We start from the raw sequence: 15,957 nt of genomic DNA, 5'->3' as shown, positions 1-15,957 counted from the left end.
GCCTAGCCTTAACCTCCTCCAAATCTACCACCTCATCAAAAGAACGAGGACGATACTTCTCAAACCAAAACAACTCGCTCATACGTAGAACTCCTCCGCCAGCTCTGTTTTTATGTATTGGCCTCCTTTAAGCAATACGTAGCCAAGGCGGTTCAAGATTTGTAAAAGTTCGTACTCCCTTCTGCCGAGTTTTTCCGCATCAGACAGAGACATGGGAAGCTTCTCTAGCAACTCACGCGCGGCTTCTTTCAGCACTACATACTCTCTGTTTGCCCCCTCGTCGCGTAGCACCAACACAAGGCCTCTCTCCAGGGCCTGCCTCAGTGCCTGCCTCGACTTAATCTCCGACAGTTGTACAAACTTCTTCTCCCGGAGTATGTCTATAAAAGAAGACTTCTGGGGCTGACGCGCCCCCGGCGCCGATTTTTTCAACTCCCGCAACTCCTCGAGGATTGTGTTTAGCATTATCTCTATCTCGTCTAGCCTCTCCAGAACCCGCTTAACGTCTTCGCACACCACGTAACTCTTGTACCGGATTAAATATCTAGGCGTGTATCTCTACGACGTCGTTGTCGTGGAGGACGTAGTCGCGCCCTACCCTCTTTGGGCGGCTGGGGAATGTGTCTCTGCGCCACACCACCGCGTATTTAAACGTCTCAGCGAGTGAGGAGTGTATCAAAGCCGCCACCTCGCCCACTGTGGAGCCAGCCTTTACTACGATAGGCTTGTTTACATAGGTCTTTGAGTGTATAGGTTTTGTAAATACCCTTATCCTCCCCGTGGCTTGCAGAAGATCCTCTAGCAACCTCCTCCTGTCTAGAGAGCAACTTCTCAAGTCGGCGAGGTAGTGCCTAACGCCGCTCTTAGAAAAGAAATTCACGAGGTCGGCCGCCGGCTTTATGGAGTCTATTTTTGTGACCACGGCGATTGTGGGTTTATACATCTTGTCAACGTATAGGGCTTCTTCTACCTCGTCGAGCGCCACCGCGCCCTCTATGTAGACAACCGCGTGGTGTATCCCGTACTCGTTTAGAATCTTCTTGACATCGTTTAAAGTGCCGCCCAGCACCCTCCCCCCTCCAATTATCTGTATCCCGCCGAGGCCCCGTCTCTCAATTTTCACGTAATTGCTAGGTGGCGTTAGGTACACCCCCTCGTCTTCAAAAAAGCCGAGAATCTTCTCCAAGACTCCGAGGTCGGCGTCGGCGCCTATTACCAACAAGACGGCGTCGGCGTTTCTCACGGTAGCCAGAGTGATGGTGTTTAGCTCGCTACTCTGTTCCAAAACTAGGCTCGGCGTCTTGATCAGCTGTACATAGACGCCATCTTCTACAAACATCGAGGGCACCGGCTCCACGGTGGAAAACGGCAAGTCGTCAGGCCTAAGCGTTGTGTTTGTAAGACACTGGAGGAGAGAGGTCTTCCCAGAGCTGGGTAGCCCCACAACAGCCACCTGGATGTCGCCCTCCTTAGCCACGTAGAGGCGGGCACCGCCCCCGCCGCGTATTGCCCTCTCCTTCTCCCGCCTCTCGTAGAGCTCTCTCTTCAGCTCAGCCATTCTCCTCCTGACATGTTTTATGAGCTTCTCAGTGCCCTTGTGCTTAGGCACCGTCGAGAGAAACTCCTCCATGGCCCTGATCTTGTCCTCCGGCGTCTTAGCCTCCATCACCTTCAGCCACGCGGCCTTGGCCTCGGCTGGTAAATTCGCCGGCACCGGAAAAACTACGCCGGGGGCTTTTTAGACTTTCCTGCCGAAGAACTTCCTAAGCCTCTCTCTAGTCTCCTCGCTGGTGCCCACCACAGCCAGTTTGTGTAGATAGGGAACCGCGTCGTCTACCATTTCGAGGAGGCGCCTCTTCGGCAAGACGAAGCTCGCGACGTGGCTAGGCGGCGAGAATAACTTCTCAAGCTCCAGCCCGCCTATTTCAGAAACCACGCCGAACGATAAAGCTTCACGCGCCGTGAACTCTCTGCTTAGCAGAATCCTCAGATGGCCATGTGAAAACAGACGACTCCCTATCGCCACAGTGTACGGCGGGAAAAGCCCCAGGTTGATGCCCTGTAGGGAAAATTTCACCGACTCGTGAGCGGCGACGACATAGTCTAGGAAGTACAACAACTCGACCCCAAAGCCGTAGACGTCTCCCCGGACATGCGCCACCACCCGCCTCTCGCATTCAAGCAGTTTCTTAACAAGCTCGTGAATCTTGAAGAGGTACTCAAGCGCCTTTTCCCTTCCCTCTAGAAATATCGACAGATCTAGCCCAGCGGAAAACACCGGGCCCTCATTTGTAATTACGAAATCTCTCTCGCATCCCAGCCCTAATAGATCCTCGAGAAGATTTGGCGTAAACGCGTTTCTCTTCTCGCCTATGAGGACAACTCTGTCGTATTTGCCAATTGTTGCTACTCTTATCACAATTCTGTCTAATAAAGATATTTTAAGCTATTCGTCGAGAGACATATGGCTGTGGATATCGAGAAAATTAAAAGTAACATAACAAACGTAGTGCCATACGCCGGTAAGTATGTAGAACCGCCAGAGGGAGAATATGTACAATACACAGGTCCAGGCCAGCTGAAGGTGCCAGACAAGGTTGTAATAGGGTACATAGAGGGCGACGGAATAGGGCCCGAGGTGGCGTACGCCGCCATAAAGGTTGCCAACGCCGCCGTAGAGAAGGCATATGGCAAATCAAGAAAAATAACTTGGTACGAGGTTGTGGTTGGGGAAAAAGCCGAAAAGATCTTTGGAAGCCGGCTACCAGATCAAAGCGTTGACATGTTGAAAAAGGTGAGGGTATTCCTCAAAGCCCCCCTGGAAACTCCGGTGGGTGGGGGTTTCAGGAGCATAAACGTCACTCTGCGCCAGCTCTTTGATCTCTACGCCAACATAAGGCCGGTTAAGTACTTCCCCGGCCTCCCCTCCCCCCTAAAGAGACCAGAGTCCGTTGATCTGGTTATTTTCAGAGAAAACACCGAGGACGTATACGCTGGGATTGAGTGGCCATATAACAGTCCGGAGGCCGCTAAGCTGAGAGAAATCTTGAGGAAAGAGTTCGGGGTCAGTCTAAGAGATGATGCGGGCATCGGCATAAAGCCGATAAGCAAATTCGGCACGCAGAGAATAGCGAGGCTGGCCCTGAAGTTCGCCGTGGAGAACAAGAGACGTGTCGTGACTGTGATGCACAAGGGCAATATACAGAAGTATACAGAAGGGGCCTTCAAAGAGTGGGCCTTTGAGTTGGCTAGGAATGAATTTAGGAACTACGTGGTGTTTGAAGAGGAGCTGGCTCAATACGGCGGCAAGGTGCCTGAAGGTAAGGTCCTGGTGAACGACAGAATCGCTGACAATATGTTGCAACAGCTACTCACGAGGACAGGTGAGTACGATGTGATACTAGCGCCGAACCTCAACGGAGACTACGTCTCTGACGAGGCCGCCGGGCTCGTCGGAGGACTCGGCGTGGCGCCGGGCATCGACGTGGGGGACTGGGGAATGATGGCAGAGCCCGTACATGGAACAGCCCCGAAGTACAGAGGCAAAAACTACGTCAACCCGACAGCAACTATACTAGCTCTAGAGCTACTACTCCGCTTCATTGGGTGGAGGGAAGCTGCCAACTACATAATCAAGGGCGTTGAGACTGCGTATAGAGAGGGGTACTTCACGGGAGATCTCGCTAGACAGATGGACGAGGAGGAGAGAAAGCAAAGAGTTAAGGAGGTACTCGGAACTCAGGAATTTGCAGATAAAGTAGTTGAGATAATAAAAAATCTCTAGACTTCTTTTGCAAATAGATACTCAACAGGCCTAAAGCCCATCTTTTTATAAAAGTTAATAGCTATTTCGTTAAGAGCTGGGAAAGAGGCCATAATCACCTCGGCGCCCCTCTTCCTCAGCTGCTCCACTCCCTCCATCATCAACCTCTTGCCAATACCCTTCCTCCGGTATTCAGGTAGTATATAGAAATCCTTAATTATGCCGGCGTACTTTGGGTAGTAGAATATCCTATCCTCGACATCGCCTTTCAGCAGACCCACTACTTTACTGCCCTCCACCGCAACTACCAACACAGAGGAGGGGTTATTCAACGCGTTTTCTAAATACTTCCGGGCGGCTTGTTCTACGTCTGGCGCTACTTGTAACAAGGGATCAAACTCGGCATTTAGCTTCCTCAACCTCACTACTAGTTGAACAGCTGAGTCAAGGTCTTCTTTTGTAGCAGGCCTAATTACTACAGTTGGATACATGCACATAATCTATCAATACATTTTTAAGCATTCCCAATAGCCAGATATTTAGTCTATAAGAGATAAATATAAAACTTTTATTACTTCTACAAAAAATTTACTATTTAAAACTAAGTTAATATTATGTATAGCCTATTTATTGACCTATAAGTATTATTTCACTATTCAAGAGTTCTGAAATCGTCAATTGATCGTACTTACCTGTTTCTACAGAATATAAAACCACGTACCTATTACCGATGTCGACAATCCTCTTCTCCTCCCCCCGTATCTTCACCACGTCGCCGGGCTTGTACGTAACTAGTCGTAAAGAATAAGTCATGTGGTATACCTTCCTGCCGTCTCTAACGCCAACCACCTTTGCGGTCTCCTTTATAGAACTGGGAAACTGCCTATGCAAGACATAAGCCAAGTGTCTAGCTAAATTTGAGCTGGTGGTGTAGATATCTAGCCCATATCTTAAATATTTTATATCACTAATAAATCCGATTTTCTTATCTTTAAATTTTAATAATTCTTGTTCAATTATATTAAGTATTTTCTTTTTATACGTATCATCGAGTCCCCGCGGAGTGCCTCTTATCTGTAGTAGAGCAACCTCTCTACGACTCAGCATTTCTCTACAGGTATTACAAATGTCGTATACATATTCAAACTCCACTACGTAGCTTAACGACCTCGGCTCAATAGAGGGGTGGGGAGTGCCCCTAACCACTACGTTGATTACTATCTCACCATCACTTTGCGAAACCTCCGCCTTCTCTAAAACGCCTCTGATTGAGGTCTTTTCAGATATGATTCTCCTAGCCACCTCCTCTAAGTCGGCTCTCTTCCCCCCCACCCATCTACCCCCCAGGAACACCGCGCCGCAGTATTTACATCTCAGCAACCTCCGCTCCTTCACCAACACCAGGGGGTGCCTCTCAATGTAACATTCTTCACATTGACCCTCAATGAGTCTGTCTACAAGACGGCCGCAGTAGGGACACGGAACTTTAGCCACGTACCTACCCCCTCCCCTCTAAATATTTTCGCACCTCTACTGCAATTGCGTAGGCGAGAGGAGGGGGGACACTTTCCCCAACTTGGTTGAATTGGGAGTCTTTAGAGCCTAGGAAGACGTAGTCGTCTGGATACCCCATCAACCTGGCTTGCTCTCTCACTGTGAGGAGCCTGTGCTCCTCGGGGTGGACAAACCTCCGGGAGCCCATGACGGTGGGCGCCACGTCGTCCCACACCAGCCTTATATAGTTTTCGTAGAAGCCGCCGGCCCCCCGGAACCTCATCAAGGCCTCGCCAGGCCTCATCCTAGCTATCCTCTCCTGCTTCTTTATGCTGATAGTCACAGTGTCGTGATTCGGCGGGTAGGCGCTGTCTGGCGGAGGCAGGCCGTGCAACGCCTCTCTGACCGTTACGACGCCGATCTTGGGGGGCTTTATCGCGATGTTAGATATAAAGACCCGGCGCCTTCTGCTGGCCACGCCGTAGTCCTCGGCATGCAAGACGTTGAAGTATACCTCGTCGTAGCCCACCCTCTTGAACTCCCTCCTTATGTACGTCTTTAAAGGCTCCTCAGCCAACGCCGCGACGTTCTCCATTACAAACACCCTCGGCCCTATCTCGCCTACGAGTCTTATAAATTCCAGTGTTAGTTGCCCAGCGGGGTCTACGTACAGCCTGTCGGCAGGTTCTTCCATTCTCTCCGGATTAGTTGCAGTAAAGGGTTCACAAGGCGGACTACCAATCACCACGTCGACTGTGCCTGAATACTTCAGTAAGTCTCTGTAGCTGATAAGCCTCACGTCCTCCTGCATCACCACCGTTTTGCTGTGGTTGGCGCTGTAAGTCCGCGCCGCGTCTCTGTCCACATCAACTGCAACCCTAATTCTAAACCCGGCCTTGGCGAACCCCAGGCCGAACCCCCCGCCTCCTGCAAATAGATCAACTACGTTATACACTTCTCGTTAGTGAGTAAATTATTTAAATACACAACCCGCCCCCTTTATGGGCTTTGCCAAGAGGCTGAAGTACCGCCTCAGCGATTTGATACGACTGGAGAAGCCAGACGCCTGGAGCTCCCGCTACGGTAAGGCGTTTGAGAAGGCGGTGCTGACGCTGATCAAGGCTAGAGACGCCGTTGTGGCCATCCGCACGTTTATAGAGAACTACGGCGAGCCCCACACCGGCGCCTTCAGCAAGTTAGTGAAGCTGATCCCGTGGGCTAAGAAAGTAGTCGAGATAGAGCCGGCCCCTCCCGTGTCTTTCCAAATTGACGGCGTCACCATCACGGCTCAGGCGGACTTCATTGTGAAGTACGCAGACGGCAAGAGAGAGCTGGTGGAGCTCAAGTCCCACATACTTAAGAGAGGCGAGTGGAAGACCAAGGCTGAGTGGTCCCTGGCGACTAAGATTATGCGCATGCTGTACAGAAAAGCTGGCTACGACTACCCGCTACGCCTAATATACTTCGTCGACAACGGGACGAGCGTGACGCCGGAGGAGGAGGTGTTCATATATCCAAATGACGAGAAGGACGACGAGACGCTTCTAAGCGTCCTCCGCGAAAGGCTTAAGAAGGCCGCCGAAGGCAGGCAAACCTCTCCCTAGCCAGCTGATAGGCTTGCTTCACTATAGATACCGCGGCGTCTAGCTTATCCAGGTGGCGGGTCTGCACCACGGCGTTCTCGTCGCCGATCATGAACTCAACATAACAGTCCCCCTCGTCGCTCCAGCTAAAGACGATGAATACATAGAAGTCGTCCCCGATCTGTATCTGCGCAAGAGCCTCGTTCTGCCGCCACTCCACTGTGAAGGCCTCTACCTCCCTATCTATTCTCTCCCCTAGCTCTCTGAAGTACTGCTCTACCCTCTGCCGCATATGGGTAACTAGATCTCTCTTTAAATAGTTGGGCTTTCCTAAACCAGTGCCTGTTATAGACGTTGCGAAATTCGACATAGAGAGGCTGACAGGTCTCAAATTCGAGGAGGCGGCGAAGCTACTGGAGCACGTCAAGTGCGAGGTGGAGGAGGCCAACGGCGAGAGGGTAAAGATCGAGGTTACTCACGACAGGCCGGACCACTTCTCCGCGGAGGGGCTCGCCAGGACACTTAAGGGTATCGCAGGCGTCGAGACGGGGCTCCCAGTTATCAAGCTGGGGCGCTCCCCAATTAAGCTCGTCGCTGGGCACATAGAGGAGAGGCCCTACATCTCCATGGCGGTGGTTAGGGGAGTCCGGCTAGACGACGAGGCTGTGAGGCAACTCATACAGCTACAGGAAAAGATACACGAGACCTACGGCAGGGGGAGGCGGCGGATAGCCATCGGCTACTACGACGTCTCTAAGATAAAGCCGCCTATATACTACAGAAGGATTTCGCAAGATGACGAATACACGCCCCTCGGCTTCGACAAGCCGATAAAAGTTAGAGACATGTACCAGCTAACTGAGCAGGGCCGTAGATACAGCCCCTTGATTAACATAGAGCGGCCCCCGGCGCTGGTGGATTCGGCAGGGCAGATAATGGTTGTGATCCCGGTCCTGGGCTCGGAGTGCTGTAAGATCACCGAACGCACCACCGACGTGCTGATAGACGTGACCGGCACCGATCCCCGCGCCGTCGGCAACGCCCTATCCATATTGATATACGCCCTCCTCGAGCGGAGCGGCCCCAGGCAGGTGGAGCTGGTCGAGGGGGGCACGGGCTACAGCCACGAATACGCAAAGATAGAGACCGACGAGAGGGCCGTGGGTGATCTACTCGGCGTGGAGCTCAGCCGGGCCGACTTTACTAAGTACGTCAAGATGGCGCGCTTCGATTATGTGGATGGCCACGTGGTGGTGCCGCCCTACCGCATTAACGTACTGTCGTGGGTAGACGTGGCTGAGGAGGTGGCCGTGATGATAGGCTACAACCAGCTACCCAGGGAGGCACCCAGGGTCATGGCGGCTGGGAGGAGGCACCGCGTCGAGGTGGCGACGCAGGAGCTACGGAAGTCCCTACTCTCAATGGGCTTTACAGAGGTGAATAACTACGTCTTGACAGACGACTCGGTGGGAGATTTCTGCAGGCCGGCGCGGGTGGCCAACCCCATATCTGAGCTCTACACCACCGTGAGGTGCTCCCTAGTTCCGCAACTCGTGGCAACAGCCGCCGCCGTCAAGAGGCGGGAGGTTAAGCTATTCGAAGTAGGTGAAGTGGTGCGGGAGGGCAGAACAGTCAGAGCCCTCGCCCTCCTCATAAGCCGCGAGGGGGCGACGCTTACAGACGGGCTATCTGCAATAAAAGCGCTGTGCCACCGCCTCGGCTGGAGCTGCAAGTTTAAGCCGCTGGAGGCGGCATGGGCCCTCCCCAGCAGAGCCGCCGAGGTTGTGGGAGACGTCGCGGGGTACGTCGCGGAGATAAACCCCGACATCTTGATAAAGCTGAGACACACAACGCCCACAGTGGCCGCGGAGCTGTTTATACACATGCAATCGTAGCCCCCTCTCTGCCTCCCCACGCCCACATGCGCCGCGCGCCTACCGGCCAGCGCCAGGCACGCGTAGTGGATTCCAGCCTCACGTACCTCAAGGCTTAAAGCTAGCCGCAACTTTCTGCCCCCATACACATCCCTCCCGACCTCTCGTCACACGTTTTACCTAAATCAGGAGGTTCATACGACGTGAGGACAGGTAGAATGTATAGGGGCCGCGCACGGCGCAGTGGCAGAAAAGGCTACTGGAGCAGGGGAGGAAAATCCTCTCGTTCCACAGCTAGGCTGGGGGGCGATTGCGGCTAAGGAACAGAGTGGGCGAATATAGAAGGAAACTGGAGGAGCTGGAAGGCAATGAAGGTTTAAGTACCCACGTCACCGGAGGCATGATGCCCTAGACCGCCACGGCGGCGCGTTCGCCGAGTTTAAAGAGCCAATCTCTAAAAGTCGATGAAAGAAGTTTTTAACCTGTTGTGTATATTTTCCTAATGTTAGTTATACAAGTAGGCTGTGAGGTGTCTAGGCACCTGCTCAGAATAATCGTTGGGAGGTATCTAGAGCTCTACCGCAGAGGCCCCTCGGCCGAGGTGGTGTCTAAGCTATTATTCTTTACACTTTACGGAGAGGGCGAGCCCGTATTAAGATTACCAGAGCGCTTCACTATATATCTAAAAGGGCCGTTTATACCTGTAGACAGGCTAGCGGAGAGGTGCGGAATAGACGTGGTTAGGGTAGGCGACTCGTATTACGTCAAAAAACCGGGAGAGGCCGCGGCGGAGGGCGCGGCGGCGCTTAGACGCATGGGGCTCGGCGAGCTCGCCGAGACGGCCATGAAGGTGGTTGAGGCCTACGGCCGTAAGTCCGAGGAGGAGCTCGCGGAGCTAGCCCTTAAAAAACTCGGCTTGGAGGGAGACGTAAAAGCCCTGGCGTTCAACGTAGATCTAGATGCGTATCTAGACTTCCGGCGCAGGTTGAAGGAGATCCTGAAAAAAACAAAATACACAGACGAAGTCGAGGAATTCCCCGACCTCTTCAGCAATGTTTAAGAACGTATACCTCTTCGCCGACACAAGCGTCTTGGCGCGGATAGTCTACGCAGTTGCGGCGACGCGCGTCTCGAAAAGATCTAAGCCGCTGGTAGAAATAGCGATGGAACAGGGCTTGATTATCTACATCGATAAAGCCGTAGATAGGGAGCTCCCCGATGCGTTAATAAACATATTAAAATCGGTGGATCGGGCGAGGCACGGCTGGCCGCATCTCGATGTGGAGTCCATGTTCAACATAGCCCTGACGGCCTATTCCGATCTCGCCCAATCACGCCACATTAGGATCGTGGAGGACGACAGAGCCCTCGCTAGGCAGAGGCGCGCACTGGAGAGTAGAGAGACGCGTAGGGTGTGTTGGAGCGAAAAAGTGATGAATACACTACTGTCCCTCGGAGGATATCCTAGAGACGACCTAGAGGTACTGGCCTCTCTGCTGTACTCATACGACCTACTCGCCACAGTGCCTAGGAGGACGGCCGCCGGCATAACCAATGGGATCCTACTGTTTCTAACAGAAGACAAAAAACTCGCCGCCTTTGTGGAAGAAAAGTTATCGTGCAACGATTGCGTATGCAGAGAATTAATAAAAACTATGAGGTATCGGGAACTTATACAGTGGATAAAGAGCTTGGCGATGTAACCCATCAACAGCTAAGGAATATACCCCCATCTCCGCTCATCTGGCAACTCCGCCCGGGCACGCCGAAAGGCCGGCCCACGCCCCGCGCCGCCCGAACTGTATATGAGCTAATTCTTAAATAGAGCCAAAACCCCAACTACGTGGACGAGATAGACACGCTACTGAGGAAAAAAGCCCTAGAGCTGGCCAAGACGAGCAAGAGGGAGGAGCCGCCCAAGCAGAAGGTCATAACAGGCGAGGAGGCTGTCCAAATCGTGAGGAAGATAACTAAGGGCGAGAGAGCCGGCGAGATAATTGAAAACGCCCTGGCTCTGTATCAACAACACGCAGTAGCACTCTTCAAAAAAATAGCAGAGCTACACCTACAAGGCGTAATAAAGGAGTTGGAAGACTACGAACTCTACCAAATACTACTAAGGGCGGGCATGAGGGTCCCAGTGAAGACCGAGGTGAAGATAGTGAGACACGGAAGAGAGTATAAACTAGGTGAGGCCTAGCCCCCGTTGAGGTAAACCGCGTAGAGCTCCGACACCAGCCCCCTCCAGTCAAACCTCCTAGACGCGTAGTCGACATATCTCCGGGCCAGCTCCCTCTTCTCCCTCTTCACGTAACGCATACAGCGCCTACAGCCAAACCAGATATACGACCTATCCTCCACAATCTCTAAAGCCCCACCACAGAAGGGACACCTACTAGCAACCTCGACAACGGTCAAATCCATGTAACCCGCCCCCCGCCCCTTAAAAAGACAAACAGATAAATTAACCACCTCCGTTTAAAGCAACCACCTCCCCCTAGCCGTGATAAAACTCATACTCAAGCTAGTAGGCGCCGAGAAAAAGAAACTAATAGAACAGCTAAAAGACGACATGGAGGTGATATAGTTTCCGGCGATGTTCCGAGACCCAATCCGGGGGACACTAGCAAATTGTAAATGCCGGCAGGTTTTTTCTTTCTCTGAGGTCGGCTTGGGCCTCTAGGTAGAATTTCTTAACTTCTCTACATCTACTTAGCCAAAACTCGTCCTCCCCCCTCTCCGCCTCGAGCACAAGCACCGCGGCCCTCGCCACGTATTCAAGCCGCGCGTAGAAGTCCTCCGGGGGATTTGGCAACTCCAGCCCGACTGCCTTGGCGTACTCCACGATGAGGAAGGGGCGCCTCACCGCCTCCCAGAGGAAGTCGTAGAAGCTCACAGATCTATCGGCACGGCGACGCCTCTCTCCACAAGTGTAAGCGGCCGGAATTTCAAAAGACTGTGGTCGTCGCCGCCTCCCCCATATACGTACTCCTCCCGTAGCAACTCTCTGTCTATGTAGACTGGTATGGGGAGGACGGGGGGAACCCCGCCGACGGCGTAGCCGGTGACGCTGAGAACCTCTTCGGGGGCGGCCATGCGGCACCCGAGTCTTTCTAAATCAAGCTTCTTGACGCCTCGGAGTACGTAGGCCCTATACTCGCCGCCGCAGTTAACAACAAGGGTCTTTACAATCCTGCCCTCGTCCACGCCCACGGCCTTGGCCGCCTGTCTTACTGTACGCACAGGCTCCTTCAGCCTTATCAGTTGTCCAAACTCCTCTAGAGCCGGCCGGCCCCCGCCGAGGCTCATATATCGACGACGTACTGCAACACCCAGTAGTCCCCCACTTTCTTAATCTCCATCATGTGGAAAGTCATGGCCTTCACTATGAGACCCGTGAAGCCGTGCTTCTCGATGTCGTACCGCTCGCCGTACACCGTCGCTCTTACGACGTATTTCTCGCCCTTATCCACGCTCAGCTCAATCTTTCTGCTCAAAGCAAATTTCTCGGCGTCGAATAGGTAGAGGAGCTCATCTATCCACTTGAACAAGAGGCCCTCCAAGTCGTCGTACTCAACCACCACCGACCTGCCCTCTCTTGGCTCCACCCGCTGGCTGTAGTACGTCAAGTCGGCGAAGGCCACCGCGGCGTTTTTAAACGCCTCCTCTAGAGTACAGCCGAAGGCCTGCACTAAGACGTCGGCTGTGTGCTCGCCGTATTTATAGTCGCCGGGCTTGCCGCAGGTCACAGTTGCAGTGGAGATATCTGTTTTAAATTGTTAATCTCGTCGTGGTTATGAAAATCCAGGTGGCTCTCGACTTGGTAGACCTCAGAAGAGCTGTCGAGCTGACGAGAGAGCTCTGCGAGGCGGGGCTGGAGGTGGTGGAGGCTGGGACGCCCCTCATTAAGATGTTCGGGATGCCCGCGGTAAGCGCTTTGAAGACCGCGTGCCCCAGAGCCGAGGTTGTGGCCGACTTGAAGACCGCCGACGTGGGGAGCCTCGAGGCGAGGATGGCTAGGGAGTTCGGCGCGGACTGGGGCACCGTACTCGGCGCCACTAATATAGAGACTATAGAGGAGTTTGTGAAGGAGGGCAGAGCCGTCGGCCTTAAGACAGCCGTGGATCTAATCGGCGTCGGCGACCCGCTGAGCCGGGCGCGGGAGATCTTGCAGAAGGTGCGCCCCGACTTATTTGTGGTGCACCTCGGTATAGACGTGCAGAGGAGGACCGGGCTCAGGTTTGAAAATCTCCTCGAAGTGGCGTGGAGGCTGAGAGGCGAAGGCGTCGGCGTAGCCATCGCCGGCGGCATCACCGAGCGGGAGGTGGAGCTTGTAGCTAGAAGCGGGAAGCTGATTGACATTATAATAGTGGGAAGGGCTATTGTTAGCGATCCGTCGCCCAAGACGAAATTTATAATGATTAATAAAATTTTAAAACTCACAAACTCCACGGCTTTGTGAAAATAGTGGTTGTAGCTCTGCCAGGGAGCGGCAAGACTACAATAATGAATTTCGTTAAGCAAAGATTGCCAGACGTCAAGGTCGTGAATTATGGAGATGTTATGTTTGAAATAGCCAAGCAGAGGTTTGGCGTACAGCATAGAGACGAGATGAGGAAGAAAATCCCGGTAGAGGAATACCGGAAAATACAAGAGGAGGCCGCCGAGTATATAGCGTCTTTACCCGGCGACGTATTGATAGATACCCACGCCTCTATTAAAATCGGAGGGGGGTACTACCCTGGTCTACCAGACAGGATAATCTCTAAGCTGAAGCCCGACGTAATTCTTCTGCTTGAATACGATCCTAAAGATATACTGGAGAGGAGGAAGAAAGATCCGGAGAGATTTAGAGATGTGGAAAGCGAGGAGGAGGTAGAGATGCAACAACAAGCCAATAGACTATTTGCGTTCGCCGCCGCGAACGCTGGCGAAAGTACGGTGCATGTACTGAGTTTCAGAGGCCGCCCCCAGAATAGGCCTTTTGAACATTCAGAAACCGCGGCAGACTACATCGTCAACCTCATTTTGAGATCTAGACAGAAGTCTTAAATATCCTCTTGTTGTGGAGGGCATGCCAAAGGCGCTGATATTTGTAATTGACATGGCAAAGAGAGAGGAGTACTCCGTTTTGAAAAACTTCTTAACAAAAGCAGGCTACGAGGTAAAATCCGCCGTCGGCTCCAGAGACGTAAACATCAACTACGACGTAGATTTCATGACCATGTCCGCCGACGACGCCGCCAAAATCGCCGACGAATACGACCTACTGGGGCTGGCAGGAGGCTACAAGATCTACTACCACGTACTGGGTAAAAAGCCCCCCTTGAAGATGTGGGACCTAAACATAGACCTAGCAAAGCTAAACGCAGTCATTGACAAATTCCACAGAGAAGGCAAGACAGTCGTGGCCCCGCTTGCCGTGCCGGGCTATCTAGCCCAGCTAGGCCTGTTAAGAGGCAAGGAAGCCACGGTATACCCCACCACCGAGCTCATTAAAATACTTAGAGAGGGGGGTGCTAAGTTTGTAAACCGCCAGGTAGTCAGGAGCGGGGGCGTTGTGACTGCGAAAGACATCACCACCACAAGCGAAAAAGAGTTTATAGAAGTTTTCCGTGAAACAACTTGAAAGTTTTGAAATCCCACGTACAGTAATATTTGGACCTGGCGCAATAACAAAGACCCCGCTCGTCGTCGCCGGGTTAAGAGCTGGAAAAATACTCATCGTAACGGGGAGATCTACGACGTTGCACTACGCCAACCAGGTAGCTCAGCTACTCAGCGGGTACACCGTCGACGTAGTTAAATACGACGACGTCGACCTAGAAAAGACGGGGTACGACCTCGTGCTGGGCGTGGGCGGCGGCAGACCTCTCGACATGGCTAAGGTATATGCATACATACATAAGAAGCCGCTGGTGGTAATCCCCACCTCGGCAAGCCACGACGGCATCGCTTCTCCATACGTCTCCTACGTGCTGTCGAGGAGAATGTCTTCTCGCGGCAAGATAGTGGCGCCCCCTACCGCGATCATAGCAGACACCTCGGTAATACTAAGCGCCCCGTCCCGTCTGTTGAGAGCCGGCATAGGCGACCTGCTGGGGAAAATAGTGGCTGTGAGAGACTGGCAACTGGCGCATAGGCTCAAGGGGGAGGAGTACAGCGAATACGCGGCGCACCTCTCCCTCACCAGCTACAGAATCGTGGCCTCCAACGCCGCGAGGATACGAAACTTCGCACGGGAGGAAGACGTGAGAGTCTTAGTCAAGGCGTTGATAGGTTGCGGAGTGGCCATGGGCATAGCCGGCTCCTCGCGGCCGTGTAGCGGCTCGGAGCACCTATTTGCACACGCCATCGAGATGCGCCTACAGGAGGAGAACAACGAGGCTATTCACGGAGAGCTTGTGGCTATAGGCGCCATCGTCATGGCCTACCTCCACGGAATAAAATGGCAGAGAATAAAGAGGATAGCCGAGACTGTAGGCCTCCCCACCACGTTAAAACAGGCCGGCGTGGATATTGACCTCGCCGTAGAGGCGCTCACAACGGCCCACAGCTTGCGCCCAGATAGATACACAATACTTGGAGACGGGATAGACCGCGAAGCTGCTAGACGCGCCTTAGAAAACACAGGTCTTGTCTAGAAAAATTAATTAAGCCGGAGGGTAGTGTGTCGTAGTGATGCAGAGGTTTCCGGAGCGATTGATGAGCGGAGCCGTGCAACTGACTAGTAAAAATCTACCACGTCTGCGTTGAGTAGGTTAATGAGGGGTGCGTTTAGGGGTATAAAAACTGCGTATTCCTCTGGAAGCCTCGGCGACGCTACAACACCCTTATCTCCATAAAAAGCGGCCCCTATTAACCGTCTGCTATGTGGGAAGTATAGCCACCCAGATGTCCACAGTTTTCTATCTATTTTTATATACATACCCTCAGTGTTTATTATTTTTATCTTTTTTATGAAATTTTTAGCAAATAGTTTCTTAATATAGATCTTTACTAAATTACACAGTATTATTTTCGTAATAGTTTTTTTGATCTTTTTGTATTTTATTTTTATCATGCATTTATTATTATTTAACTTGTTTCTGTAGATTTTTATATATACTTTATTATTGGCGAATCTATTCACCACGGTTTTGCGAAATATTTAATTATATATCTGTTACAGTTTCCGTGACAGAGAAGTGGTATCAACTCTCGGTAGAGGTACATAAAAAATACGGCGGCAAAATATCGATAG

22 protein-coding genes are annotated in these 15,957 nt (G+C 52.4%); 10 read left to right on the top strand and 12 right to left on the bottom strand.

The window, feature by feature from the left end; translation table 11 throughout:
- Positions 1–78: 78 nt before the first annotated feature.
- The 3 genes from ACP5J3_RS04775 to ACP5J3_RS04765 are packed head-to-tail and all read right to left on the bottom strand — an operon-like array spanning position 79 to position 2,419.
- Entirely contained in the window at positions 79–519 is a 441-nt protein-coding gene (locus tag ACP5J3_RS04775; RefSeq protein ID WP_428494620.1) for a hypothetical protein, read from the bottom strand.
- 25 nt (positions 520–544) lie between these two features.
- Positions 545–1,714 (bottom strand): TGS domain-containing protein, encoded by a 1,170-nt coding sequence (locus tag ACP5J3_RS04770; protein WP_428494619.1) that lies wholly within the window; start codon positions 1,712–1,714, stop codon positions 545–547.
- Between the two features lie 24 nt (positions 1,715–1,738).
- On the bottom strand, positions 1,739–2,419 hold the full coding sequence (locus tag ACP5J3_RS04765; protein WP_428494618.1) for an enoyl-CoA hydratase/isomerase family protein: 681 nt from the start codon (positions 2,417–2,419) through the stop codon (positions 1,739–1,741).
- 45 nt (positions 2,420–2,464) lie between these two features.
- On the opposite strand from ACP5J3_RS04765, the gene ACP5J3_RS04760 reads away from it, so the two are divergent.
- Complete coding sequence (locus ACP5J3_RS04760) at positions 2,465–3,784, top strand: NADP-dependent isocitrate dehydrogenase (RefSeq protein ID WP_428494617.1); 1,320 nt, start codon at positions 2,465–2,467, stop codon at positions 3,782–3,784.
- On the opposite strand, the gene ACP5J3_RS04755 is transcribed toward ACP5J3_RS04760, so the two are convergent.
- From ACP5J3_RS04755 to ACP5J3_RS04745, 3 genes are all read right to left on the bottom strand, one after another.
- Entirely contained in the window at positions 3,781–4,254 is a 474-nt protein-coding gene (locus ACP5J3_RS04755) for an N-acetyltransferase family protein (RefSeq protein ID WP_428494616.1), read from the bottom strand. The two genes, ACP5J3_RS04760 and ACP5J3_RS04755, sit on opposite strands and share 4 nt — an antisense overlap.
- A gap of 136 nt (positions 4,255–4,390) precedes the next feature.
- Positions 4,391–5,257: an NMD3-related protein gene (locus tag ACP5J3_RS04750; protein WP_428494615.1), complete on the bottom strand. Its 867-nt coding sequence runs from the start codon at positions 5,255–5,257 to the stop codon at positions 4,391–4,393.
- 4 nt (positions 5,258–5,261) lie between these two features.
- Positions 5,262–6,212, bottom strand: a complete 951-nt coding sequence (locus ACP5J3_RS04745) for a DNA cytosine methyltransferase (protein WP_428494614.1) — start codon at positions 6,210–6,212, stop codon at positions 5,262–5,264.
- A gap of 46 nt (positions 6,213–6,258) precedes the next feature.
- Here ACP5J3_RS04745 and ACP5J3_RS04740 point away from each other — a divergent pair, with 46 nt between their 5' ends.
- A complete protein-coding gene (locus ACP5J3_RS04740) occupies positions 6,259–6,861 on the top strand; it encodes a hypothetical protein (RefSeq protein ID WP_428494613.1) in 603 nt (200 codons plus the stop codon).
- Here ACP5J3_RS04740 and ACP5J3_RS04735 read toward each other — a convergent pair.
- On the bottom strand, positions 6,824–7,132 hold the full coding sequence (locus tag ACP5J3_RS04735) for a hypothetical protein (protein ID WP_428494612.1): 309 nt from the start codon (positions 7,130–7,132) through the stop codon (positions 6,824–6,826). The genes ACP5J3_RS04740 and ACP5J3_RS04735 overlap by 38 nt on opposite strands.
- Before the next feature lie 46 nt (positions 7,133–7,178).
- Between ACP5J3_RS04735 and pheT the strand changes: the two genes are divergently transcribed.
- From pheT to ACP5J3_RS04715, 4 genes are all read left to right on the top strand, one after another.
- Positions 7,179–8,735, top strand: a complete 1,557-nt coding sequence (gene pheT / locus ACP5J3_RS04730) for a phenylalanine--tRNA ligase subunit beta (protein WP_428494611.1) — start codon at positions 7,179–7,181, stop codon at positions 8,733–8,735.
- Between the two features lie 481 nt (positions 8,736–9,216).
- Positions 9,217–9,774 (top strand): hypothetical protein, encoded by a 558-nt coding sequence (locus ACP5J3_RS04725; RefSeq protein ID WP_428494610.1) that lies wholly within the window; start codon positions 9,217–9,219, stop codon positions 9,772–9,774.
- Entirely contained in the window at positions 9,767–10,417 is a 651-nt protein-coding gene (locus ACP5J3_RS04720; protein WP_428494609.1) for a hypothetical protein, read from the top strand. The genes ACP5J3_RS04725 and ACP5J3_RS04720 overlap by 8 nt, the downstream gene beginning before the upstream one ends.
- Before the next feature lie 140 nt (positions 10,418–10,557).
- A complete protein-coding gene (locus tag ACP5J3_RS04715) occupies positions 10,558–10,914 on the top strand; it encodes a DNA-binding protein (RefSeq protein WP_428494608.1) in 357 nt (118 codons plus the stop codon).
- Here ACP5J3_RS04715 and ACP5J3_RS04710 read toward each other — a convergent pair.
- From ACP5J3_RS04710 to ACP5J3_RS04695, 4 genes are all read right to left on the bottom strand, one after another.
- Positions 10,911–11,138: a hypothetical protein gene (locus ACP5J3_RS04710; RefSeq protein ID WP_263246433.1), complete on the bottom strand. Its 228-nt coding sequence runs from the start codon at positions 11,136–11,138 to the stop codon at positions 10,911–10,913. The two genes, ACP5J3_RS04715 and ACP5J3_RS04710, sit on opposite strands and share 4 nt — an antisense overlap.
- 199 nt (positions 11,139–11,337) lie before the next feature.
- Positions 11,338–11,610: a hypothetical protein gene (locus tag ACP5J3_RS04705; protein ID WP_428494607.1), complete on the bottom strand. Its 273-nt coding sequence runs from the start codon at positions 11,608–11,610 to the stop codon at positions 11,338–11,340.
- On the bottom strand, positions 11,607–12,023 hold the full coding sequence (locus ACP5J3_RS04700) for an aminoacyl-tRNA deacylase (RefSeq protein ID WP_428494606.1): 417 nt from the start codon (positions 12,021–12,023) through the stop codon (positions 11,607–11,609). Before ACP5J3_RS04700 ends, ACP5J3_RS04705 begins: the two co-directional genes overlap by 4 nt.
- Positions 12,020–12,463 carry an archease gene (locus ACP5J3_RS04695; protein ID WP_428494605.1) on the bottom strand — a complete coding sequence of 148 codons (444 nt, stop codon included), beginning with the start codon at positions 12,461–12,463 and terminating at the stop codon, positions 12,020–12,022. The genes ACP5J3_RS04700 and ACP5J3_RS04695 overlap by 4 nt, the downstream gene beginning before the upstream one ends.
- 47 nt (positions 12,464–12,510) lie before the next feature.
- Between ACP5J3_RS04695 and ACP5J3_RS04690 the strand changes: the two genes are divergently transcribed.
- Genes ACP5J3_RS04690 through ACP5J3_RS04675 form a run of 4 tightly spaced genes read left to right on the top strand, consistent with a single transcriptional unit; the run spans position 12,511 to position 15,358 of the window.
- Positions 12,511–13,176, top strand: coding sequence for an orotidine 5'-phosphate decarboxylase / HUMPS family protein (locus ACP5J3_RS04690; protein ID WP_428494604.1), 666 nt, complete (start codon positions 12,511–12,513; stop codon positions 13,174–13,176).
- Entirely contained in the window at positions 13,173–13,766 is a 594-nt protein-coding gene (locus ACP5J3_RS04685; RefSeq protein ID WP_428494603.1) for an adenylate kinase, read from the top strand. The genes ACP5J3_RS04690 and ACP5J3_RS04685 overlap by 4 nt, the downstream gene beginning before the upstream one ends.
- 22 nt (positions 13,767–13,788) lie before the next feature.
- Positions 13,789–14,343: a DJ-1/PfpI family protein gene (locus ACP5J3_RS04680; RefSeq protein ID WP_428494602.1), complete on the top strand. Its 555-nt coding sequence runs from the start codon at positions 13,789–13,791 to the stop codon at positions 14,341–14,343.
- Positions 14,330–15,358, top strand: coding sequence for a sn-glycerol-1-phosphate dehydrogenase (locus ACP5J3_RS04675; protein WP_428494601.1), 1,029 nt, complete (start codon positions 14,330–14,332; stop codon positions 15,356–15,358). The genes ACP5J3_RS04680 and ACP5J3_RS04675 overlap by 14 nt, the downstream gene beginning before the upstream one ends.
- 83 nt (positions 15,359–15,441) lie before the next feature.
- On the opposite strand, the gene ACP5J3_RS04670 is transcribed toward ACP5J3_RS04675, so the two are convergent.
- Positions 15,442–15,849 (bottom strand): hypothetical protein, encoded by a 408-nt coding sequence (locus ACP5J3_RS04670; protein ID WP_428494600.1) that lies wholly within the window; start codon positions 15,847–15,849, stop codon positions 15,442–15,444.
- Positions 15,850–15,957: the final 108 nt, after the last annotated feature.

The organism is Pyrobaculum sp., from assembly GCF_049971835.1.
Lineage (GTDB): Archaea > Thermoproteota > Thermoprotei > Thermoproteales > Thermoproteaceae > Pyrobaculum.
The sequence above is the reverse complement of the archived record's forward strand: the minus strand, read 5'-3'. Positions and strand labels throughout refer to the sequence as shown.